Here is a 21,738-nt window from a genome sequence, read left to right as displayed (position 1 = left end):
AGGGGGAGCGAGAATGACTACCAAGAGGCGAGGGCTGGTGTTAGCTGGCGCGTCCGCGGCGCTGTGCATGAGCCCGTTCGATTTGCCCGCTCAGGATCAGCAACGGGTGCAGGGCGCCAATCTGGAGGAAGTGATCGTGTCGGCGCGCAAGCGCGATGAATCCGTGCTCGACGTGCCGGTCGCGATCAACGTGTTCACGGCCGCCGATATCGAAGCGGCGGGCATCGAGCGGCCGCAGGATTTCATCGATCTCACGCCCAACATGAGTCTGGTGCAGACACAGAATCAGGGAACCTCGTTTGTGACCGTGCGCGGTATTTCACAAGCGCGCAACAGCGAGCCCTCCGTGGCCGTGCTCATCGACGGTGTGCTGATGGTGAATCCATCGCAGTTCAACCAGGAACTGGTCGACATCGAAAGCATTCAGGTGCTCAAGGGACCGCAAGGCGCGCTCTATGGTCGCAACGCCATCGGCGGCGCCATCATCGTGAATACCAAGCGGCCCACCGATACCTTTGAAAGCAGCATCACCGCCGGTTACGAGTCGGGCCCGGGGCAGCGCTTGCGCGGTAGTGTCAGCGGCCCGATCAGCGATACGTTGAAATATCGTGTCGCCGCTTCCTACTTCGAAACCGACGGCTACATCGACAATGCGTTTCTCGGCGAGGAGGCGGATCCCTTCCGGGATGTGTCGACGCGCGTGCGCCTGCTATGGGAACCGACCGAAGCGTTTACCGCCGACTTGAGATTCAATTCATCGCAGGTCGATACGCAGGCGCTCTACTTCAACATCACCGAGAGCGTCAACGACACCAGCCTGCCGGTGCGTGTGAACAACCCGGGAGTGGACCAGCGTGACATGTATGGTGTGTCGCTGAAGCTGGATTATGAGACCGGCGCCGGCACGTTCACTTCGGTGAGCTCCTATGACACGCTCGAGGAAATCTTGACCGGCGACCAGTTCAACTTTCTGCCCATCCCCGAGTCGGTGCTGTTTCCCTTCGGCGCCGACCAGGCCCAGCACCAGTACCTGGACGTCGATGCAATCAGCCAGGAGCTACGCTTTACCTCACCCGCCGAGCGGCGCGTGCGCTGGATCGCCGGTGTGTACGGCATCGCCACCGATCGTTTCATCTCCACCGGCAACGTTTTCGATCTGGGCACCGGGGTGGTGCCACAAGTGCGTCGGCAGCCACTGCCGCTGTTCAACCCGCAGTTCACCTATCTTGCCGACTCGCAGGACAACTTCGCGTGGGCGGTGTTCGGCAACGTCGACATCGATCTCACGTCTCGTATGGAGTTGTCGCTGGCCATGCGTTACGACCGCGACGAGCGTGAGAACACCACCAAAACACCGGCCGAGTTCATTCCGGCGTCCCTGGTCGGTCTCGCGCAGCCGGGGCAGGTTCGCAAGCACACGTGGGATGAATGGCAGCCGAAGATCACGCTGCGTTTCAAGCCCACCGACGATTCGATGCTGTTCGCCGGCTATAGCCGCGGCTTTCGCAGCGGCGGCTTCAATCAAACCGGGGTCTCGGCCGCGGGCATTGCAGGCATCGATGATCTGTTCGACGCAGAGACTGCCAACACTTATGAGATCGGTGCGAAGGCCGAATTCTTCGACCGCCGCCTGAGTGCGAGCGTGAACGCTTACTACACGCGCGCCGAGGGCTCGTATTTCTTTGTGTTCGATCCGAACACCAGCACGCAGAATCTGGGTAATCTCGACCGCGTCGACTACCAGGGCATGGAGCTGGAGCTGAAGGCGGCGCTCGCCGATGGGTTCGATGCGTTCCTCGGGCTGGGCTACACGGACAGCGAGATCAAACAGTCCGACCGCGCAGCTACCGATGTGGGCAACCAGGCGCCGCTGGTGTCGGAGTACAGTGCGAATCTCGGGCTACAGTATCGCCGTCACCTCGGCGAGACGTTGAGCGTGTTGGTGCGCACGGATTTCGAAGCGATCGGGCCGACGTGGTTCTATCCGGATAACGCCACCGAGCGCGATCCGGTGGAACTGCTGAACGTGCGACTGGGATTGGACGGCGGCCGGTGGTCCGCGACGGCGTGGGTGAAGAATCTCACCGATGAGGAGTACAACGCGGAGTGGTCGCCGGGCCCGCAGTTCTTTCCCAATCCCGGCTATACCAACAACTTTGTTTTTAAAGCACTGCCGCGGCGCTGGGGCGTCGATCTGACGTACCGGTTCTAGTTGCGAGGATCACAGGAGCACTGACATGGCCACGACCAATAAACTGCCGTCCCGGCTGCATCACACAGCCTACGTTGCCAAGAACCTGGAGGCGACGCGCCAGTTCTACGAGGACGTCATCGGCCTGCCGCTGATGGCGGCGTGGTGCGAGTCCGACGAGCTGTTCGGTGCCGAGCGCACCTACTGTCACCTGTTCTTCGGGCTCGGCGATGGCAGCGCGCTCGCATTCTTTCAATTCGCGCGGCCGGAGGATCAGGCGCTGTTCGGGCCGAAGATGCCGGAGACACCATTTCATCACGTCGCGCTCAAAGTGGATGGGGACGTGCAGAAGGGCATCGAACAGCGGCTGCGCGCGGCCGGTTATACCGAGCCGAAGATGTATGTCCTCGAGCACGGCTATTGCCGTTCGCTGTACGCGGTCGATCCGGACGGTATGATCGTCGAGTTCACCGTCGATCATCCCGAGGTGGAAAAAATCAACGCCACGCGCCGGGCCGACGCGCATGCGGAGCTCAAGCGCTGGCTCGCGGGCGAACATCGTTCCAACAATATGTTTCGTTGATCGGGGAGGGGGCCTCTTGAAGACCAGCACGGATCGGATACTGGTCACACTCGTCGGGAGTCTGCCGCGTTCGCAGGCGGTCACCGACGTGCTGTTCGGTCGCGAGCGAGGGGAGCCGCTCGACGAACCGACCGCCCGCGCCACCATTGCCGACGGGGTAAAAGACGCGGTACGCCGCCAGGTGGCTAGCGGCGTGGACGTCGTGAGCGATGGCGAGATGAGCAAGATCAGCTATGCCACCTACATCAAGGACCGATTGACGGGATTCGCGGGCGATACACCGCGCGAGCCGGGTCAGGATCTGGTGGAGTTCCCGCGCATCTTGAAAAAGCTCGCGGAGACCGGGGCAACGGCCAAATACCAGCGGCCGCGCTGCGTGGCGGAGATTCGCGTCAGCGATCTGCGTCCGGCGCAAACCGACGTCGATAACCTGCAAGCGGCCATCGATGCAGCCGCGCCGGCCGAAGGCTTCCTCAATGCCGCCTCGCCGGGCGTGATCGCGCTGTTTCAACCCAACGACTATTACCGCACCCAAGACGACTATCTCGAAGCGGTCGCCGAAGCGATGCGCGCCGAATATGAGTTGATCGTCAACGCCGGCCTGCTGTTGCAGATCGATGCTCCGGACCTCGCGATGGGCCGGCATACGATGTATCGCCACCACACCGCCGATGAGTTCCTTCGCAGCGCCTCGCGTCACGTGGAGGTACTGAACCATGCCTTGCGTAACGTGCCCGCCGATCGCGTGCGCATGCACGTGTGTTGGGGCAACTACGAAGGCCCGCATCACCACGATGTGCCGCTGGAACACTTGCTGCCGATCGTGCTCGGAGCGCGCGTGCAGGGATTGTTGATCGAGGGTGCCAATCCGCGCCACGAGCACGAGTGGTCCGTGTTTCGTGAGCAGCGACTGCCCGAAGACAAGGTGCTGATTCCCGGGGTCATCAGCTCCACGACCAACTACATCGAGCATCCGTTGCTGGTCGCGGAGCGCCTGTGTCGTTACGCCGATGGGGTGGGTCGTGAGCGGGTCCTGGCCGGCACTGACTGTGGCTTCGGCACGTTCGCCGGATTCGGGCCCGTCGATCCGGACGTTGCTTATCTCAAGCTGAAGTCACTGTCGGAGGGCGCGGCCATCGCCTCCGAGCGCTTGTGGGGGCGACACTGAGCGGCGCCCAATACATCGAGGTGGAAGGCGCATGCCTGCGGACGCGGAGTGCTGGAGACGGTCCGGCCATCGTGCTGGTGCACGGGTGGGCGCTCGATCTGGAAATGTGGCGAGCACAGATCGATCTGCTGGCCGATCGATATCGGGTGATCGCGTTCGATCGACGGGGCTTCGGTCGCTCCTCCGGGGTGCCTGGCCTCGAGCAGGACGTGCAGGATATCGACCGCTTGCTGGAATCGTTCTCCATCACGCGCGCGGCGATTGTCGGAATGTCACAAGGCGCTCGCGTCGCTTTGCGCTGGGCGATGAAACATCCGGAACGAGTCTCGTGTCTGGTGCTGGACGGTCCGCCGGCGGAAGGTTGGCCGCAGTCCGTCGGCACGAAGGAGATTCCCATCGATGAATACCGGCGGCGGATCGGTGTCGATGGCGTGGATGCATTTCGCAGCCTGTGGCTACAGCACCCTTTCATGAAACTCCATACAGGCTCGCCCCGCGCACACACGCTGCTGCGTGAAATCGTCGTTCGGTATCCCGCGCAGGATTTATTGAACGAGCCAGCGCAGTCGCCGCTGCTTTCCGAGCGTGACTTGCTGAGCGTGAATGTGCCGACGCTGGTTCTGAGCGGCGAACACGACTCCCCGCAGCGTCGATCCATTGCAACCCGGATGGCTCGAACGTTGCCGGATGCGCGCTTGGAGGTGTTGCGCGGGGCGGGGCATCTCGCTGCGTTGGATGATCCGAATGCGTATGTGAGGGCGCTGCGCGATTTCTTTTCGAGCCAGCCGGCGATGGCCGCCGGCGCAGTCATGTGATTGTTGGAGGAGCAGATGGCGAAGATAGGCTTGATCGTCGGTAGCCTGCGCAATGGCGCATTCACGCGGCTCACGGCCCGCGCGCTGCCGGAGCTTGCGCCGCCATCCCTGCAATTCTTCGACATCGAGATCGGCGACCTGCCGTTCTATAACGAGGATCTGGAAACCGGCTCGCCACCGGCGCCGTGGACGCGATTCAGACAGCAAGTGCGGAGCGCCGATGGAATTCTGTTCGTCACGCCAGAATACAATCGCAGCATTTCAGGAGTGCTGAAGAACGCGCTCGACGTGGGTTCGCGTCCGTGGGGACAAAGCGCGTGGGATGGCAAGCCCGCGGGAGTCATAGGCCAGAGTCCGGGTGCGCTCGGGGGCATGGCGGCCGCACATCACCTGCGGCAGGTGTTGTTGGCCGTGAACCTCGCCGCCATGCCTCATCCTGAAGCTTACATTCCTGCCGTCGCCACATTATTCGACGACAGCGGCCGCCTGCAGCATGCACCCACGCGTGAGTTCCTGACCGTTTTCCTGCAAGCGTTCGCGATGTGGCTGGAGAGATTTCCGAGATCATCGGGGTAGTAGTTCCTCGACGTGGCTCTTCGGAGTGATGCCGGCCAGCGCATGAGATTGAAACAATGCGCCACCTGCAGTCTCCGAGAGCTTCATGCGTTCGCATTCCTTGTTCGTGCTCATTCCCGCGGCCGTGCTGTGGTCGGGCGCTCCTGTGCTCGCGCAGAGCGGGCCGTCGTGTGCGTCGGGCGCGTGGACCGGCTCGGTAACCTACAGCCGCACGCTGCAAGTCGATGACGAGAAGACGGTCGAGCGAGTCTCGAATCGCGGTCTGGATTACAAGCAGTCGCGGCTGTACTACGAATTCAAAGCGAACGTTGCTGTCCTCGAAGATCCGGACAGCGAGGATGATGGCAGCATCGGCAGGGCCACCGTCACGCATCAGCAGACGTTCAACGAAACCGCCTCGTCCACCGAAAAGAACTCCTGCGACCAGGGCAAGACCTGGCAGACGATGTCCGGCAACTTCACCAAGCAGTCGTCGATCTCGGGTAATGGCAGTGGCGACGCCAATGTGAGCGTCGGCATGAACGATGACGGCACGTACTCGGTCAGCGTATCCGTCCCGCGTATCAAGGCGCAGCGGTCGGCGTCGGAGAGTGCGACTTACAGCGGTCAATGCCGGCCGAAGGAAGGCAAGACCACCACCATGCCGCCGACGCAAGTGGAGGTGGAAGGCGGTGCGTTGAGCAGCAGCGGCCGCGATCGCGTCAATCCTTCCAGTCCCAATCGGATCTCGGGCTCGTATGCGGTGACGAATGTGAATGTCACCGAGCGGATGACCTGGAATCTGGAGAAGTGTGGCGCGCCGTTGCGCCTCATTGCCATCGAGTTCGAGGACATGAAATTCCCGAACTGGAACCAGTGGCAATCCATCGCCGAGGAGCGGGGCACGATCGACGGCAACCTGGTGAAGATCAAAGCCCGCGTGCTGAATGCCTCGGCTGAGCAGAAGAGCGCCGAGGTGGTCTTCAAAGAAACCTATCGCGGCGACAAATGGGATGGCGCGAAGCCGGACAAAGCGCTCGGCGATACCGCGTTGTCAGTGAGCGTCGGGCCAGGCGAAACCAAGGACGTGGAAATGCTCTGGGATTCCTCCGGCTACGCCTGGTACGACGACGGACGGCCGCGTCTCGTGCAACGGATCAAGGCCGAGCTCAAGGAACGCAATCGAGTCGTCAACCAGATGGTGCAGAACCTGAAGGTCGCGCCCAAGCCGCTGGTGCTCGTGCATGGTCTGTGGAGCAACTGGACCGTATTCGAGTCCTGGCAGAACATCCTGACCACGTCGCATTCCTACGATTGGAAAGCATTCCCGGTGGGTGAAGTCACCAGCAGGGGAATCATCAACACGGGCCGCGACGTGTTCTCGTCCGAGCAGACCAACACGATGCCGGACAACGCGGCGGTGCTGGGCCGTTACATCACATACGCCCAGGAGAATCGAAATGCATGGCACGTCGATGTGGTCGCGCATTCGGTGGGTGGGCTCATCGGTCGCTATTACATCAACGCGTTGATGCCAGCACCGTATCAGGACGGTCGGCCGCAAGTCTCGCATCTGCTGATGCTGGCCACGCCGAACATGGGCACGCCCTGCGCCGATGTCATGGACATCGCATTCCGGCTCACCGGCAAGACGCCGTACGTCATTCAAGACATTCGTCAGGACGACATGGCGCAGTTCAACCGTCGATTCCCTCAGAGTCGCGGCGTGAAGCTCGCGTCACTGGCGGGCGATGCGCTGCCGAACATGTGCAAGACCATCGTGCCGAACGATGGCTTCGTGCCGGTCCCGTCGGCGCACTGGACGATTGCCGATCGTGTGACTCAGACCCGTCTGCACACCGACATGATCGGCACGGAAACGTTTTCGACTTTCATCCGGCCGCGCTTGGGGATCGGGCCGTCCGGCAATCACGCGCCGGCCGCGCCGAATCTGGGAAGTGACAATTCCTGGGGGCAGGGCGAAGCGCGCTTCATGAATGCGTCGTACCAGCTTGCCGCCGCGCCCGCGCCAAAGGAAGCATTGAAGCCGGATTTCGCGAAGGCTGTGACGTTGACGGCCAAGCAAGCTGTCGATGTGGACATCCCGGTGAAACAAGCCGTGAACGTCGGCATCACATTCATGGCGGCGAGCGATGTGTCCGCGACATTGTTCGACGACAAGGGCGCCGTCGTCGGTAGGAATCTCACGAAGACGGCTGAGGCCAATGCGACGTTTCGTTCCATCGTCATCGACAAGCCGGTCGGTGCAGGCACGTGGAAGCTGAGATTGGAGAACACGGCTGCGCAGCCGCGCGAAGCGGTCATCGCGGCCTGGCAAAACACCACGAGGCCGGGCAATCTCGTCGCGCAGCGCTGACGCTACGCTTTCAGCGACGTCGCCGTCACGGGCAGCTTGCGCAAGCGCTTGCCGGTGGCGGCGAAGATCGCGTTGGTCAATGCCGGCGCGATGGCGGAACAGCCGGGCTCGCCGATGCCGCCCGGCGCATCGTTGCTCTTCACCATATAAACCTCGATGGCGGGCGCCTCGTTGATCCGGATCACACGATAGTCGGTGAAGTTGTTCTGTTGCACGCGGCCTTTGTCGTAAGTGATCTCGCCCCACAGTGCGGCACTCAGCCCGAAGATGACGCCGCTTTCAATCTGCGCGATGACGGTGTCGGGATTCACGATCTGCCCGCAGTCGAGCGCGCACACCACGCGATGAACCTGCACGTCGCCATCCGGACCGACGGAAATTTCCGCGACCTGACTCATGTAACTGCCGAACGCGAATTGCACCTGGATGCCGCGGCCGACGCGCCGGCCTTCGATGGGACGCATCGGCTTGGACCATCCCGCTTTGCTTGCCGCGAGATCGAGCACCGTGCGCATGCGAGGCTGGTTTTGTAACAGCGCTTGTCGATAGGCGAGCGGATCTTGCTTGGCCGCGGCCGCCAGCTCGTCGATGAAACTTTCGACCACCCAGACGTTGTGAGTCGCGCCGACACCGCGCCAGAATGCAGTCGGCACATCGGATTCGTGCCGCACGTATTCCACGCGGACATTGGGAATGGCGTATGGCTGATCTTTCGCGCCTTCGACCGCATCGCTGTCGATGCCGTTCTGCACGGCCGCCGGCGCGAAGCGCGCCATGATGGAAGAGCCGGTGATGCGGTGAAACCAGCCGATGGGCATGGCCCTGGCGTCGAGGCCTGCTGACAGGCGATCGAGATAGTAGGGACGATACATGTCGTGCTGGATATCGTCCTCGCGCGAATAAACAACCTTCACCGGGCCGTTCGCCTGCTTGGCGATTTCCACGGCCAGCGCGATGAAGTCTGTTTCGAGCCGGCGCCCGAAGCCGCCACCGAGGTAATGATTGTGAACGCGCACTTTGTCCAGCGACAGGCCGGTGATCTTGGCGGCGGTCCCTTGAGCGAGCGCGGGCACCTGTGTGCCCACCCAGAGCTCGCATAAGCCGTTGCGCAGGTCGACGGTGCAGTTCATCGGCTCCATGGTCGCGTGCGCGAGGTAAGGCATTTCGTAGATTGCTTCAATCTTGCGAGGCGCCTGGCCGATGGCCTGGGTCGCCTGGCCATCGTTGCGCGCGACCGCGCCTTGTTTCTCCGACGCGGCCCGCAAGCCCGCAACGAGAGTCTCGGTGGTCAGCGACGCGTTGTTGCCTTCGTTCCATTTGGGCGAGAGCGCCGCGAGCCCTTGTTTGGCGGCCCACATGTGATCGCCGAGCACGGCGACCGCACGGTCGAGCTTGATCACCTGGCGCACGCCTTTGACTGCCATCGCTTTCTTATCGTCGACCGAGGCGAGCTTGCCACCCAACACCGGGGAGATCGCGACGGCCGCGACACTCATGTTCGGCAATCTCACATCGATGCCGAACTGCGCTTTGCCGTCGACCTTGGCGGGCGAGTCGAGACGCTTGTGCGCTTTACCGATGAGCGTGAAATCCTTCGGCTCTTTGAGCTTCACGTCCTTGGGCACCGGCAGTTTTGCGGCCGTCTCGACCAGCTGACCGTAGTTGAGCGAACGATTGCTGGGCTGGTGCGTGACGACGCCATTGCGTGCGATACAGGTGCTCGGATCGACCTTCCATTGTTGTGCCGCTGCCGAGACGAGCATGGTCCGCGCGGTCGCGCCGGCCTGACGCAGCGGTTTCCAGGTGGCGCGAATCGAGGTGCTGCCGCCGGTCACTTGACCGCCCAACAACGGATCGCCGTAGCGTGAGTTGTCAGCAGGAGCCTGTTCCAGCTTGACTCGATTCAAATCGACTTCCAGCTCTTCGGCGAGCAGCATGGGTAGCGATGTGAATGTTCCCTGGCCCATTTCCACCTTATGGATGATCAGGGTCACGACGCCGGCGCGATCGATCCGGATGAATGCATTCGGTTCCAGCCCGGAAGACTCCTGCGTGACCGCGCTGGTCGCATGGCCGACCGCAGCTTCCGGCGGCTTCTCATTCCGGGGTTGCTCGGCGCCGAATCCGGGCAAGGCAAAGCCCAACAGCAGGCCACTGCCGCCTTGTAGAAACCGTCGTCGCGACGTGCTCTGTTCGCTGAGCGTGCAGATGACTGCGTTCATGTGCTCTCCGCCGCGCGCTTGATGGCCGTACGAATGCGTCCATAGGTGCCGCATCGACAGATGTTGCCGGCCATGGCTGCATCGATATCGGCGTCGGTGGGGCGTGGCTTGGTGGCGAGCAGGGCAGTGGCCGACATGATCTGCCCGGACTGGCAGTACCCGCACTGGACCACGTCGACTTCACGCCAGGCCGCCTGGACTTTGCGGCCGACCGGATCCTGTTCCATGGCCTCGATGGTCGTGATCTTCTTGCCGGCGACGGCAGAAACGGGCGTGACACACGAGCGAGTGGGCTGGCCATCGACATGTACCGTACACGCGCCGCACGCGGCAATTCCGCAGCCGAACTTCGTGCCGGTCAGTCCCACGACATCTCGAAGCACCCATAACAGGGGCATGTCGGGAGGAACGTCCACGGAATGGGATTGGCCATTGACGGTAAGGGCGGACATTTCAGCCTCCATGACGGAGCTACAGCGGGCGGGTGACGGCGTACAAGGACGGCTTGTGTCACGGACAGGTTCCTGTTTTCGCGTGACGTGCGCTAATTACTGAGACTACGATGCGCAATCCGTGCGCCACGAGAGTCATTCGATGACGCTATTGTCGGTGAACTTTCTCAGCTGACGCGGCGTTCCAATCCACTGTCCCGGGGAGGATCGAACATGTCGATGCCGATTCGCCATCGTTTGCAACCGTGGCTGCGCGCCTCAGCGGCTGGACTCCTGCTGACGAGCGTGATTGCAGCGCAAGCGCTTGGGGCTGGGGTCACTCGCGAAGAGTGCGAGAAATCATATAAGCCCAGCACCGGTCAGCCCGGCAAGGATGTGGTCTGGGTACCGACCAACGATCCGCTGGTCACCCGCATGCTCGAGATGGCGCAGGTCGGTAAGAACGATCTGGTGTACGACCTCGGCGCCGGCGACGGCAAGATCGCCATCGCGGCCGCGAAGCAGTTCGGCGCTCGCGCGATCGGTGTCGAATACAACCCCGACATGGCGCAACTGGCGCAATGCCTGGTGAAGGCGGAAGGCGTCGGCGACAAGGTCAAAGTGGTCCAGGGCGACATCTTCGAGACCGACTTCAGCTCGGCGAGCGTCATCACGCTGTATCTGCTGCCGGAACTGAATCTGCGCCTGCGTCCGACCCTCTTGAAAATGAAGCCCGGCACGCGCGTGGTGTCGCATTCGTTTCTGATGGACGACTGGCGGCCCGATGAAAGCTCGGTGTCCACCGACGGCGCGGCTTATCTGTGGATCGTTCCCGCCGAGGTCGCCGGCAAATGGACCTTCAAGCAGCAACGCGGCGATGACCGGTTCGATGTGAATCTGGCGCAAACGTTCCAGAAGCTGTCCGGCACGGTGGGCAAGGGCACGGATGACATCAGCAACGCCGAGATGAGCGGCAACAAGATCGAGATGATGTTCTCCGAAGGCGACGTGCAGACGCGCCTCAAAGGTGAGTTGAAGGGCAATCAAATCGAAGCCCAGGTCACGCGTAACGACGTGACGTCTACGTTCATTGGCACGCGTCATTAGCGCATGAGCTCAGCTCTCGAAGGTGCGACCGGGGAGATTGCCACGCGTTCGAATGCCCCCGCGGTGCCGACGCCGACGTTGAGCGTCTTCGATGCGACCATGATCACGGTCGGCATCGTGATCGGCGCCGGTATTTTTCAGACCCCCTCGCTGGTCGCAGGCATCGCGGGCTCACCGACGCTGATGATGACCGCGTGGGTGTTGGGCGGCGTGCTGTCGTTGATCGGCGCGCTCACCTATGCGGAGTTGGCGACGACGTATCCGAGTGCGGGCGGGGATTACACTTTTCTCACGCGAGCGTACGGGAAGAATGTGAGTTTCCTGTTCGCATGGGCGCGCAGCGCCGTGATCTGTACGGGATCGATCGCGTTGCTCGGGTTCATCCTCGGGGACTATCTCACCCGCTTGTTCAGTCTTGGCGAGTACTCGCCGGCCGTGTACGCTGCGCTCGCGACCGTGATATTGACGGTGATCAATCTCATCGGGCTGCGCGGCTCCTCGCGAATGCAGAACGCGCTCACGCTGGTGGAGATCTCCGGCGTGTTGCTGGTCGCCGTGGCGGGCATGACAGTGGAGCCCTCGGCGCCGGCGGTCGCATCGGCTTCATCGGAGGGGGCGGGGGCGTTCGGACTTGCGATGGTGTTCGTGCTGTTGACGTTCGGTGGCTGGAACGAAGCGGCGTATGTCTCCGCCGAGGTTCGCGGCGGGCCGCGGGCCATCGTGCGAACGCTGGTCGTCTCGATCGGCATCATCACGCTCGCCTATCTGCTCTTCGTCGCGAGTGTGTTGCACGGCCTGGGCTTCGAGCAGCTCGAGGCGAGCCAGGCGGTCGGCATCGATGTGATCGAGCGGGCGTTCGGCTCGTTTGGCGCTCAGTTGCTCGGCGTGATCGTCGCGATCGCATCGCTCACGTCGATGAACTCAACCATGATCGTCGGTGCGCGCAGTAATTATTCATTGGCGCAAGACTGGCCGGCCCTGCGCTTCATGGGGCGGTGGCAGGGCGAGCGTCACGCGCCCGTCGTGGGCTTCATCGTGCAGGCGGCGATTGCGCTGGCGCTGATCGTATTCGGTGCGCTGGAGAAAGATGGCTTCTCCACGATGGTTGAATTCACCGCGCCGGTGTTCTGGTTTTTCTTCATGCTCAGCGGCATCGCGCTGTTGGTGCTGCGTCGACGAGATCCAGCGCGCACTCGGCCGTTCCGCGTGCCGCTCTATCCGGTACTGCCGCTGCTGTTCATCGCGACCTGCGCGTATTTGCTCTATTCGAGCATCACGTACGCGGGGTCGAAGAACGCGACCTACGTCGCGCTTGCGGTGATGATCAGCGGCGGGCTGGTGTTGCTGGCTTTACGCCTGCGCCGGTCGCCGCCCAATAAATCCCGCCATACAAGTGGTGCATGAAGAACGGATCGGAATAGGTGGCGGGCAGATGGCCCAGCGCCGTGTAGAACGCACGGCCGCCGTCATAAGGTTGATACCAGCTGATCGGATGGAAGGGCACGGTTTTGGCCTCGGCCCGACGTTGCTCTGACGGTTGATACGACGACTCATCCACCGACAATAGATATTTGATCGCAGGCGAGCGCGAGGCGTCGAACTCGTACCATTCTTCGGTCGCGAGGAAACGCTGGGCGAAACGTTCCATGCCAGGAAAGTCTCGACTCTCGACGTTGACCATGGCGGTCTGGATCGCGGGATGGCGCTTGAACATGTGGCCGACCATCTTCGTGTACCAAGGCCACTGATACTCGGTGTCCGCGGCGCTGTGCACGCCGACGAAACCGCCACCGCGACGAATATAACGCTCGAACGTGGCCTGCTGCTCATCGTTCAAGGCATCGCCGGTCGTCAGCAGGAACACGACGGCCGCGTGCTTGGACAGCTCTTCGTCCTTGAACAGCCGATTGGGGTCTTCCGTCCAGAACACCTCGAAGTGATGCAGCCTGCCGAGTTCGCGGATCCCGGTGACGCCTTCATTGATGGACTCGTGATGCCAGCCGGCGGTCTTGCTGAACACTGCGACGCTGAACTGCTGCGCAAACGTGATCGGTGCGATCAGGCAGCCGACCATACCCAACAACCAAGTTCTCAAATGCTTCATGAGACCGCCGTAGCGAAGAACTGCGAGCATCTTGCGCTACCGGGACGCTCGCGAAAAGACCTCGCCTGATTCACTTCGCGTTGAGTGCCCGCTCGACGAATGTGGTGATGCTTCGGATCAATTTTGCACGGTTGACCTTCTTGCTATCGGCGATGGCGGCATCGACGCCGCCGTGCAGGGCGTGGAAGAACATGATCGCGGTGGAGCGGGGCTCTTCGCTGGTCCACGCGCCGGCTTTGGCGCCTTCGCCGATGAGCGTCGTCAACTGATCGATCACTTCGTTGTTGCTCATCGAGTGTCGATCGTATTCCTGATGAATCTCGTGGAAGATCACATCGTGCACCCGGACCTGGTCGAGATACCCCTCGATCAGAGTTCGGATCCAGGTTTGCAGGCGCAGTCGCCAGCGCCCCGGGCCGCAGCGGTCCATGGCTTGTTCCAGCCGTTCCAGGAAGCTCGAGACGAATCGTTCCTGAATCGCGTGCAGCAGCGCTTCCTTGGAAGGGAAGTACAGATAGAAGGTGCCTTTGGCCACCTGGGCGGCACTCGCGATCTCATCGATGCTGGTGGCGCCGATGCCTTTCTCGACAAACAGCCGTTGCCCGGCATCGAGCAATTCTTCACGGCGCAGCTCGGCTGGCTTGGTGCGGGGGCGGCCCCGCGCTCTCGCTGGCGCCGTCACTATGCGACGCCGGCGAGCGTGGCTTCGACGGCCGCGCGATTGAACGCAAGCTCGTGTGGCCGGAAGGCGCGGGCTTCGAGCCAGACCAGCGCGGTGCTGATCGATGCGAAGGTCGCGGTCGGTATGCCGAACAGCTCGTGCGTCCCCATGTGCGGCATCTTTTCATAATGAGCGCAGGGGATGACCGAGGCGAGCCCGATGACATTGCGTCGAATGGAGCGACGCTGCGCATCCAGCCACCAGCCGAGCACCCGATCGCGCTCGGCCAGCAGGCCTTCGTCGCAGCCGCTGAAGATCTGCAAGGCTGCGAACGGCTCGTTCCATGACAGCCAATCCCGCCAGCGCGCGGCGACCTCGCGCAGGTCTTCAGTCAGGGTCTGACTGTCGATGATGGATACGACCAGCGGCCACTGGCTCACATCGTGCTGTGTCATGGGATCAAATAATGACTGGCGGTCAGTCAGTAGTCAAATAAATGCGAACGGCTCGCATTTGGGTTGCATGGAGACTCCGACCCCATGATAATGGCGGGGCATTAAAACCTTATTAGCGACCCCCGCCGGCCCGTCGCGTCAATTGCTCGTGGACGCTCTCATGACGAACCGGCCTTTCTGGGTAATCGCACACGCACTGACGACGACGATTGTTGCCGGCCAGGCATTCGCCGCCGATACCGTGGGCACGGAACTCGAAGAGGTGATGGTCACGTCGAGCCGCATCGAGCGGCCGCTGAGCACGATTCCAAATACCGTTACCGTCATCAGCTCGGCTGAGCTGGAACAGCAGCTCGCCATTCACAATGACATCTCGACGGTGCTGGGCAATCTGATCCCGAGCTTTTCGCCGAGCCGTCAGAAGATGACCAACGCGGGCGAAAGTCTGCGCGGTCGCAAGCCGCTCTACATGATCGATGGCATTCCACAGTCGAGCCCGCTGCGCGAGGGCGGCCGCGACGGTCACATCATCGACTCGGCGGTGCTCGCACGCGTCGAAGTTCTGCACGGTGCGAATGCCATTCATGGCCTGGGGGCCTCGGGCGGCATCATCAACCTGATCACCAAGCGGCCGACGGAGAAGTTCGAGCAGAGCATTCGGGTCGACAGCACGTTCCAGACCGAGGACGTGGGCGAGAGCGCCGATTACGGCGTGACGTACAGCGTCTCCAATCGCTTCGGCAATGCCGATGTGCTGGCGAGTCTCAGCTATCGCGAATCAGGCATCGGCTACGACGCCAATGGCGATGTGATCGGCTCAGACAACACCCAGGGCGACACGATGGATTCGCGCACGATCAACGCGTTCCTCAAGACCGGGTACGACTGGGACGATCAACGCGTCGAGCTGATGTTCAATCGTTACGACATCGAGGGCAACAACGACTGGATCTCGGTGCCCGGCAACGTTGCGACCGGCGTGCCGAGCAGCGCGGTGAAAGGTTATATCGCGGGCGAGGGCGCTCGTAACAAGGTGACGAATCTCGCGCTGACGTACACCAACGAAGTGTTCCTCGGCCAGAACCTGCGGGCACAGCTGTTCACACAGGATCTGGAAGCGACCTATGGCGCCGAGGCCACGCCGCTCGACACCTTCCAGGATCCCGCCTACGGCCCGAACCTGATCGATCAGTCGCAGAACAACTCGGAAAAACAGGGCTTCAAACTGACCTTGTCCAAGCGCGATGTCGCCGGGTTGCCGGTGACACTGGTGTACGGCTTCGACGTGCTGATCGATGAGACCTGGCAGGAGTTGATTCAGACCGGGCGCAGCTGGGTGCCGAAGTCACGCTACGAAAACTACGCGCCCTTCCTGCAGGTCGACTACACGGGCATCGATCGTCTCACGGTGACGGGTGGCGTGCGTTATGAGAAGGCGAAGCTCAAGGTGGATGACTTCACGACGCTGGCGTCGGCTGGCAGTCGTTTCGTTCGCGGCGGTGAGCCGGACTTCACCGAGACGCTGTACAACGTCGGTGCGACGTATCGATTGACCGATTCGTGGCGCGTGTTTGCCAACCGGGCCGAAGCGTTCTCCATGCCTGACGTGGGGCGCGTGCTCCGTGGCATCAATATTCCCAATCAAAGTGTCGAGAGCTTTCTCGATCTGCAGCCGGTGCTGACCCGGAACACCGAGGTCGGCCTCGAATTCAAGAACTCGATCCTGGATGCGCAAGTCGCGTACTTCAAATCCAGTTCCGATCTGGGCCAGCGCTTGCAGCGGGGCACTGACGGCATCTATACGGTTCAGCGCGAGAAGACGGTGATCGATGGTTTCGAGTTCCGCACGTCGTGGCATGTCACGGACGCCGATACGTTCGGCGTGCGTTATGCGCAGACCGATGGCCGCTACGACTCCAATGCCGACGGTCGCGTCGATTCGGATCTGGGCGGCGCCAACATTGCGCCCGATCGGGTGAATGTGAGTTGGGATCGCGCCTGGACGAAGTCGATCACGTCGCGACTGCAGGTGAATCACTTGTTAGATCGGGATTTCGAGAACCGCGCCGGCGTCACGATCAACGAGTTCGACGGCTATACCACCGTCGATCTGAGCGTCGACATTGCTGCTTTCGGTGGCACCGTGACCGCGGCGGTTCAGAATCTGACCAACGAGGATTACTTCACGTACTACTCGCAGACCAGTCCCATCGACGTACGCTACTTCAAGGGATTGGGCCGGAGCTTCCGACTGCTGTATCAAGTCGGCTTCTGAGGCCGCGGCAATGATAGCTACGCGGCAACCTTCGCTGCCGCTTTCCGGCAGCGCTCGAGCAGGCGCGCATCGCCCGATTGCTCGGCGTAGGCAGTGAACTCGTCCTGCGGGCCGCGCCATTGGAGCGCATCGACGTTGTCGAATAGCGGTGCGTCCGTACGCAGCGTCGCAAGTTTCTTGAACAGCAGCGCCATTTCCAGTCGCTCGCCACTCAACACGTCGGCGGGGAATTTCTCGATCGGTCCGTATTTGGTCACGAGACGTCCCGCGCCCACTTTGCCGATGCCTTCGAGCCCGGGATAACCGTCGGCGGTGTCGCCGACCAGTGCCAGAAAATCTGGAATCAACGCGGGTGGCACGCCGAACTTCTCCTGCACGTCCTGGGCATTGCGCATCGCCTTGCTCTTGCGATCCATCTGCACGATGCGATCCCCTTGCACGCATTGGGCGAGATCTTTATCGGGCGTCCAGATACAAATCTTCTCGACGCGAGGATCGAGCGATGCAAGGTGCGCGGCCGAGGCCAATGCGTCATCCGCTTCCAGTTCCACCATCGGCCAGGTTGCGACACCCATCGCAACGAGGGCCCGCTCGAGCGGATGAAACTGTGCCCACAGCGCGGGCTCGATGCCGTCGCCGGTCTTGTAGCCCGCCCACAGCTGATTACGAAACGATTCGATGACGTGATCGGTCGCGACGCCGACGTGAGTCGCGCCTTGTTCGATCAGCTCCAGCACCGTATGCAGTACGCCGTTGGCTGCGCCGAGCGGCTTGTCGTTGCCCTTGTTGAAGCGGCGCAGGCCGTAGAAATGACGAAACAGCTCGTAGGTGCCGTCGACCAGGTGGATGATCATGCGCTCGTCCGCGGAATCGGGAAGCCGGCAGTCTGACACGCGCGCCCGATGGCGTCGAACGTGGCAATGGGCGGCGTGCCCGCGACCGGGCAAGCCTGAGCGTCGGGCCGGGGCGGTGTGTTACTTTAGCGTGTGATTTTGGAGATTCGCGCTGGAATGACTCAATCCGATGCTCTGTTCGACGGCCGCTCGTTCGCGGCAATTCTGTTCGACATGGATGGCACGCTGCTCAGCTCCATCGAGGCCGCGGAACGAGTCTGGACTCGCTGGGCAGCTCAGTTCGGCATCGACGCACGCACGTTTCTGCACGGCATTCACGGCCAACGCGCGGTGGACTCGGTCCGCCAGCTGAATATTCCCGGCATCGATCCCGTCGTCGAAGCTCACAAGATCATGCTTGCTGAGATCGAGGATGTCGAAGGCGTACGCGCGATTCCCGGCGCGCAAGCGTTCGTATCCACGCTGCCGAAGGATCGCTGGGCGATTGTCACATCGGCGCCGCGGGCGCTGGCCGATCGGCGCCTGGCTGCGGCCGGATTGTCGCCGCCGTCCGTCCTCATCACCGCCGAAGATATTCCCAAGGGCAAGCCCGATCCGGCCTGCTATCAGCTCGCCGCGCGACAACTCGGATGGACCGCCGACGACTGTCTGGTGTTTGAAGACGCGGCGGCGGGCATTCGGGCCGGTGAGGCCGCGGGCGCGCCGGTGGTGGTCATTACGGCCACTCATCAGCATCCCATGCAGACCCCGCATCCGACCTACGTGGATTACAGCGGACTACACGCCACCGTCCGTCCGGACGGTCGGTTACAGCTCGGTTCCGCTTCTCGCTGAAACTCTGACATGACACTTATTCCGCGATCGCGTAGTCGCTGAGCGCATCGATAGTGCGACAATGGCGGCACTACCGAGGACACCGTCATGGCAGATTTTTCAGCGTTCCCCATCACCAAGAAATGGCCGCCGCGGCACCCGGACCGGCTGCAGCTGTATTCGTTGCCCACGCCGAATGGCGTGAAGGTGTCGATCGCGCTGGAAGAAATCGGTCTGCCGTACGAGGTGCATCGGGTCAGTTTCGACACCAACGATCAACTCTCGCCAGAATTCCTGTCGCTCAACCCGAACAACAAGATTCCGGCCATCCTCGATCCGAACGGCCCGGGCGGCAAGCCGCTGGCGTTGTTCGAGTCGGGCGCCATCCTGATCTATCTGGCCGACAAGACCGGCAAGCTCATCCCGCAGGATCCGATCCTGCGCTATCAAACCCTTCAATGGCTGATGTTTCAGATGGGCGGCATCGGCCCGATGTTCGGCCAGGTCGGCTTCTTCCATAAATTCGCCGGCAAGGAAATCGAAGACAAGCGGCCGCGCGATCGTTACCTCAACGAGTCCAAGCGGCTGCTCGGCGTGCTCGACAAGCACCTGGAAGGCAAGGGCTGGATGATGGGCGATCAATACACCATCGCCGACATCGCCATCTTCCCGTGGGTGCGCAATCTCGTCGGCTACTACGAAGCCGGCGAGCTGGTGGGCTTCAAGAACTTTCTCAACGTGCAGCGGGTGCTGCATTCGTTCCTGTCGCGGCCCGCGGTGGAAGCGGGCCTGAACATTCCACCGACGCCGAAGAAATAACGTCGTTACAAATCGGCGAGCGGATGGTTCGATCCGGGCCAGGCGGGCGCTGCGAAGTGCCCGTCGATCCATTCCGGCGTGACTTCGGCCAGCGTGCGCGGTCGCCACTGCGGCTTGTGATCTTTATCGATCAAGAGTGCCCGCACGCCTTCAGTGAGGTCCGGACGCGAGCAGCATTGGAGTGCGACGATGAGCTCCATGCGCAGGGTGTCGGCGAGGTCGAGGTGCTGCGCACGGCGTTGCAGTTCGAAGCCGAGTATCGCCGATGTTGGCGAGCCGGCGGCCAATGTCTTGGCCGCACGTAACAACCATTCCTCGTTCCCATCGTAACGAGCAATGCGAGATATCATTTCTTCCGCCGAGTCGCCGCGACCGAACGACTGGATCTCTTGCTCGTACGCTTTGAAATTGGATGCCGGCATGACGCCTGTGGCTTGACTCGCAAACTCCCGGAGCAGGGCGGACAGGACGTCGCGATTTTCCTTTGCGTCGGCCGTCCACTTCGCACTCGGCAGGCGGGCGAACAACGCCTCTCGATCGCTTGCTCGTAGAAAGTAATCCGCGAGCCCACCGACCACGGCATCGCGCCCGTTGATCTGCACTCCGGTGAGCGCCATGAACAGCCCGAGGCGGATCGGCATGCGACGTAGAAACCAGCTCGCGCCGACATCGGGGAATAATCCGATCGTGACTTCGGGCATGGCAATGCGCGAGGTCTCGGTGACGACGCGATGACTCGCGCCCGCCATCAATCCCAACCCACCACCGAGCACGATGCCGCTGCCCCAGACGAGGATGGGCTTCGGGTAGCGATGGATCGAATAATCGAGTCGATATTCTTCGGCGAAAAACTCCAGCGCCATGGGATGCGGCAGGGCGCCCGGCTGTTCCTTGAGCGCGTGATACAAGCTGCGAATGTCACCGCCTGCGCAGAACGCTTTCTCGCCGGCGCCATGCAGAACGACGCACGCAATCTCGGGATCGTTCGCCCAGCGTCGCAGCTGAGGATAGAGCGCCCGGATCATGGGGAGCGACAACGCGTTCAACGATTTCTCGGCGTTGAGCTTTGCGATGCCCAGGCGGAGTCCGTGTTGCGTGGGAATTTCTTCGAAGCGCACGCAGGCGCTGTCGGCCTGCGCCGAGGGGCTGGAACCGGAATTCATCTTGGATCTATCGGAAACCTTTGTTCGGATTGATCAGGTACTTCTCACCGGTCGCCCGCCGGTTGTATGCCTTGATCACTTCGGGTTGCAGAGCCTCGATCAATGAGATCTCCGCGGTGTAGTGGCTCGCGAACGTGGTCTTCAATTCGGCCACGATACGCTCACGCAGTTTTTGCGTGGCCTGCGGACCGATCTTCTCCAGAAAGTAGGTCAACAACCAACCGCCCACGCCCCACGCCATGCCGACGTTGGTGCGATCGATCTCGATGGGGCGCGTGTCGAGGACGCCATAGGTGTACACCTGCTTGTGTACGGGCGAGCCATAGCGGTTGTACGTCGTCTGCTTGCGATTGATGGCGGCTTCCATCGCAATGAGAATTTGATTGGCGAGCTTGCCGCCGCTGATGGCATCGAACGCCAGCGTGGCGCCGGTTTCGGCGACGGCGTCAGTGAGCTCGGCCATGAAGTTGGCGGACGTGCTGTCACAAATGTATTTCGCCCCGATCTTGCGAAGTGTTTCCGCCTGCTCGGCGTTGCGCACGATGTTCACGAGCGGGACGCCGTCTTTCTGGCAGATCTTGTTGAGCATCTGCCCGAGGTTCGAGGCGGCGGCGGTGTGCACGAGGGCGGTGTGATTCTCACGTCGCATGGTCTCGACCATGCTGAGGGCGGTGAGCGGATTGATGAAGCAGGAGGCGCCTTCGGCCGCTGTCGTTCCTTCCGGAAGCACGAGGCAGGCGGCGGCCTTCACGAGGCGGTATTGCGCGTACATACCCCCGCCGAGCGCGGCCACGGTTTTTCCCACGAGCTTCTGCGCATCCGCGCCGGCTTTGACGACAGTGCCGGCCCCTTCGTTGCCCACGGTCATGGCTTGGTCGATGCGGGCGGCCATGCCTTTCATCAGGTCGGGTGCGATTTTTGCCGTGATCGTCGGGCTGTCCGCCGTGCCTCCCGCTTTGGCAGTCGAGATGTCGGCCGGGCCGAGGAGCAGGCCCAGATCTGAAGGGTTGATTGGCGAGGCCAATACCTTGATCACCACTTCATCCGCCGCCGGCTCGGGAATTTTCGCCTGACGCAACGAGAGTTGCAGCTCGCCGCCGGCGGTGATCAGGGATCGCAGCTGCAGATTCGAATCGCTCATGGGA

19 protein-coding genes are annotated in these 21,738 nt (G+C 61.9%); 11 read left to right on the top strand and 8 right to left on the bottom strand.

The window, feature by feature from the left end:
* Nucleotides 1-13 precede the first annotated feature (13 nt).
* From ACFPN2_RS29445 to ACFPN2_RS29420, 6 genes are all read left to right on the top strand, one after another.
* On the top strand, nucleotides 14-2,212 hold the full coding sequence (locus ACFPN2_RS29445; RefSeq protein WP_380603375.1) for a TonB-dependent receptor: 2,199 nt from the start codon (nucleotides 14-16) through the stop codon (nucleotides 2,210-2,212).
* 25 nt (nucleotides 2,213-2,237) lie between these two features.
* Nucleotides 2,238-2,774: a VOC family protein gene (locus ACFPN2_RS29440; protein WP_380603373.1), complete on the top strand. Its 537-nt coding sequence runs from the start codon at nucleotides 2,238-2,240 to the stop codon at nucleotides 2,772-2,774.
* Nucleotides 2,775-2,790: 16 nt separating this feature from the next.
* Nucleotides 2,791-3,942, top strand: a complete 1,152-nt coding sequence (locus ACFPN2_RS29435) for a cobalamin-independent methionine synthase II family protein (RefSeq protein ID WP_380603371.1) — start codon at nucleotides 2,791-2,793, stop codon at nucleotides 3,940-3,942.
* The gene (locus ACFPN2_RS29430) at nucleotides 3,927-4,757 is read left to right on the top strand and encodes an alpha/beta fold hydrolase (protein WP_380603369.1); all 831 of its coding nucleotides are present in this window, start codon (nucleotides 3,927-3,929) and stop codon (nucleotides 4,755-4,757) included. Before ACFPN2_RS29435 ends, ACFPN2_RS29430 begins: the two co-directional genes overlap by 16 nt.
* A gap of 15 nt (nucleotides 4,758-4,772) precedes the next feature.
* The gene (locus ACFPN2_RS29425) at nucleotides 4,773-5,333 is read left to right on the top strand and encodes an NADPH-dependent FMN reductase (protein WP_380603367.1); all 561 of its coding nucleotides are present in this window, start codon (nucleotides 4,773-4,775) and stop codon (nucleotides 5,331-5,333) included.
* An 85-nt stretch (nucleotides 5,334-5,418) separates the two neighbouring features.
* Nucleotides 5,419-7,689, top strand: a complete 2,271-nt coding sequence (locus ACFPN2_RS29420; protein ID WP_380603365.1) for an esterase/lipase family protein — start codon at nucleotides 5,419-5,421, stop codon at nucleotides 7,687-7,689.
* A 2-nt stretch (nucleotides 7,690-7,691) separates the two neighbouring features.
* Here the strand turns inward: ACFPN2_RS29420 and ACFPN2_RS29415 are convergent, their stop codons facing one another.
* Together ACFPN2_RS29415 and ACFPN2_RS29410 are read right to left on the bottom strand one after the other, a co-directional pair.
* A complete protein-coding gene (locus tag ACFPN2_RS29415; protein WP_380603363.1) occupies nucleotides 7,692-9,911 on the bottom strand; it encodes a xanthine dehydrogenase family protein molybdopterin-binding subunit in 2,220 nt (739 codons plus the stop codon).
* A complete protein-coding gene (locus ACFPN2_RS29410; RefSeq protein WP_380603361.1) occupies nucleotides 9,908-10,363 on the bottom strand; it encodes a (2Fe-2S)-binding protein in 456 nt (151 codons plus the stop codon). The genes ACFPN2_RS29415 and ACFPN2_RS29410 overlap by 4 nt, the downstream gene beginning before the upstream one ends.
* Nucleotides 10,364-10,576: 213 nt before the next feature.
* On the opposite strand from ACFPN2_RS29410, the gene ACFPN2_RS29405 reads away from it, so the two are divergent.
* Nucleotides 10,577-11,449 carry a class I SAM-dependent methyltransferase gene (locus tag ACFPN2_RS29405; RefSeq protein WP_380603359.1) on the top strand — a complete coding sequence of 291 codons (873 nt, stop codon included), beginning with the start codon at nucleotides 10,577-10,579 and terminating at the stop codon, nucleotides 11,447-11,449.
* 3 nt (nucleotides 11,450-11,452) lie between these two features.
* Nucleotides 11,453-12,853 (top strand): APC family permease, encoded by a 1,401-nt coding sequence (locus ACFPN2_RS29400; protein ID WP_380603357.1) that lies wholly within the window; start codon nucleotides 11,453-11,455, stop codon nucleotides 12,851-12,853.
* Here the strand turns inward: ACFPN2_RS29400 and ACFPN2_RS29395 are convergent.
* Genes ACFPN2_RS29395 through ACFPN2_RS29385 form a run of 3 tightly spaced genes read right to left on the bottom strand, consistent with a single transcriptional unit; the run spans nucleotide 12,774 to nucleotide 14,669 of the window.
* Nucleotides 12,774-13,583, bottom strand: coding sequence for a ThuA domain-containing protein (locus tag ACFPN2_RS29395; RefSeq protein ID WP_380603355.1), 810 nt, complete (start codon nucleotides 13,581-13,583; stop codon nucleotides 12,774-12,776). The two genes, ACFPN2_RS29400 and ACFPN2_RS29395, sit on opposite strands and share 80 nt — an antisense overlap.
* 40 nt (nucleotides 13,584-13,623) lie before the next feature.
* Nucleotides 13,624-14,235, bottom strand: a complete 612-nt coding sequence (locus tag ACFPN2_RS29390) for a TetR/AcrR family transcriptional regulator (protein ID WP_380603353.1) — start codon at nucleotides 14,233-14,235, stop codon at nucleotides 13,624-13,626.
* Nucleotides 14,235-14,669: a hypothetical protein gene (locus ACFPN2_RS29385; RefSeq protein ID WP_380603351.1), complete on the bottom strand. Its 435-nt coding sequence runs from the start codon at nucleotides 14,667-14,669 to the stop codon at nucleotides 14,235-14,237. The genes ACFPN2_RS29390 and ACFPN2_RS29385 overlap by 1 nt, the downstream gene beginning before the upstream one ends.
* A gap of 160 nt (nucleotides 14,670-14,829) precedes the next feature.
* On the opposite strand from ACFPN2_RS29385, the gene ACFPN2_RS29380 reads away from it, so the two are divergent.
* On the top strand, nucleotides 14,830-16,944 hold the full coding sequence (locus ACFPN2_RS29380; protein ID WP_380603349.1) for a TonB-dependent receptor: 2,115 nt from the start codon (nucleotides 14,830-14,832) through the stop codon (nucleotides 16,942-16,944).
* Nucleotides 16,945-16,961: 17 nt separating this feature from the next.
* On the opposite strand, the gene ACFPN2_RS29375 is transcribed toward ACFPN2_RS29380, so the two are convergent.
* Nucleotides 16,962-17,798 (bottom strand): 5'-3' exonuclease, encoded by an 837-nt coding sequence (locus tag ACFPN2_RS29375; RefSeq protein ID WP_380603347.1) that lies wholly within the window; start codon nucleotides 17,796-17,798, stop codon nucleotides 16,962-16,964.
* A gap of 156 nt (nucleotides 17,799-17,954) precedes the next feature.
* On the opposite strand from ACFPN2_RS29375, the gene ACFPN2_RS29370 reads away from it, so the two are divergent.
* A complete protein-coding gene (locus ACFPN2_RS29370; RefSeq protein ID WP_380603345.1) occupies nucleotides 17,955-18,632 on the top strand; it encodes an HAD-IA family hydrolase in 678 nt (225 codons plus the stop codon).
* Between the two features lie 87 nt (nucleotides 18,633-18,719).
* Nucleotides 18,720-19,430, top strand: a complete 711-nt coding sequence (locus ACFPN2_RS29365; protein ID WP_380603343.1) for a glutathione S-transferase N-terminal domain-containing protein — start codon at nucleotides 18,720-18,722, stop codon at nucleotides 19,428-19,430.
* Between the two features lie 5 nt (nucleotides 19,431-19,435).
* Here ACFPN2_RS29365 and ACFPN2_RS29360 read toward each other — a convergent pair whose 3' ends face one another.
* Nucleotides 19,436-20,593, bottom strand: coding sequence for an enoyl-CoA hydratase/isomerase family protein (locus ACFPN2_RS29360; RefSeq protein WP_380603341.1), 1,158 nt, complete (start codon nucleotides 20,591-20,593; stop codon nucleotides 19,436-19,438).
* Between the two features lie 7 nt (nucleotides 20,594-20,600).
* Nucleotides 20,601-21,734, bottom strand: a complete 1,134-nt coding sequence (locus ACFPN2_RS29355) for a zinc-binding dehydrogenase (RefSeq protein WP_380603339.1) — start codon at nucleotides 21,732-21,734, stop codon at nucleotides 20,601-20,603.
* Nucleotides 21,735-21,738: the final 4 nt, after the last annotated feature.

It is taken from the genome of Steroidobacter flavus (assembly GCF_042651805.1).
Classification (GTDB): Bacteria; Pseudomonadota; Gammaproteobacteria; order Steroidobacterales; family Steroidobacteraceae; genus Steroidobacter; species Steroidobacter flavus.
The sequence above is the reverse complement of the archived record's forward strand: the minus strand, read 5'-3'. Positions and strand labels throughout refer to the sequence as shown.

Coding starts and splice junctions, on each gene's coding strand:
- ACFPN2_RS29445 (WP_380603375.1), top strand. CDS start 14: ATGACTACCAAGAGGCGAGGGCTGGTGTTAGCTGGCGCGTCCGCGGCG.
- ACFPN2_RS29440 (WP_380603373.1), top strand. CDS start 2,238: ATGGCCACGACCAATAAACTGCCGTCCCGGCTGCATCACACAGCCTAC.
- ACFPN2_RS29425 (WP_380603367.1), top strand. CDS start 4,773: ATGGCGAAGATAGGCTTGATCGTCGGTAGCCTGCGCAATGGCGCATTC.
- ACFPN2_RS29420 (WP_380603365.1), top strand. CDS start 5,419: ATGCGTTCGCATTCCTTGTTCGTGCTCATTCCCGCGGCCGTGCTGTGG.
- ACFPN2_RS29415 (WP_380603363.1), bottom strand. CDS start 9,911: ATGAACGCAGTCATCTGCACGCTCAGCGAACAGAGCACGTCGCGACGA.
- ACFPN2_RS29410 (WP_380603361.1), bottom strand. CDS start 10,363: ATGTCCGCCCTTACCGTCAATGGCCAATCCCATTCCGTGGACGTTCCT.
- ACFPN2_RS29405 (WP_380603359.1), top strand. CDS start 10,577: ATGTCGATGCCGATTCGCCATCGTTTGCAACCGTGGCTGCGCGCCTCA.
- ACFPN2_RS29400 (WP_380603357.1), top strand. CDS start 11,453: ATGAGCTCAGCTCTCGAAGGTGCGACCGGGGAGATTGCCACGCGTTCG.
- ACFPN2_RS29395 (WP_380603355.1), bottom strand. CDS start 13,583: ATGCTCGCAGTTCTTCGCTACGGCGGTCTCATGAAGCATTTGAGAACT.
- ACFPN2_RS29385 (WP_380603351.1), bottom strand. CDS start 14,669: ATGACACAGCACGATGTGAGCCAGTGGCCGCTGGTCGTATCCATCATC.
- ACFPN2_RS29380 (WP_380603349.1), top strand. CDS start 14,830: ATGACGAACCGGCCTTTCTGGGTAATCGCACACGCACTGACGACGACG.
- ACFPN2_RS29375 (WP_380603347.1), bottom strand. CDS start 17,798: ATGATCATCCACCTGGTCGACGGCACCTACGAGCTGTTTCGTCATTTC.
- ACFPN2_RS29370 (WP_380603345.1), top strand. CDS start 17,955: ATGACTCAATCCGATGCTCTGTTCGACGGCCGCTCGTTCGCGGCAATT.
- ACFPN2_RS29365 (WP_380603343.1), top strand. CDS start 18,720: ATGGCAGATTTTTCAGCGTTCCCCATCACCAAGAAATGGCCGCCGCGG.
- ACFPN2_RS29360 (WP_380603341.1), bottom strand. CDS start 20,593: ATGAATTCCGGTTCCAGCCCCTCGGCGCAGGCCGACAGCGCCTGCGTG.
- ACFPN2_RS29355 (WP_380603339.1), bottom strand. CDS start 21,734: ATGAGCGATTCGAATCTGCAGCTGCGATCCCTGATCACCGCCGGCGGC.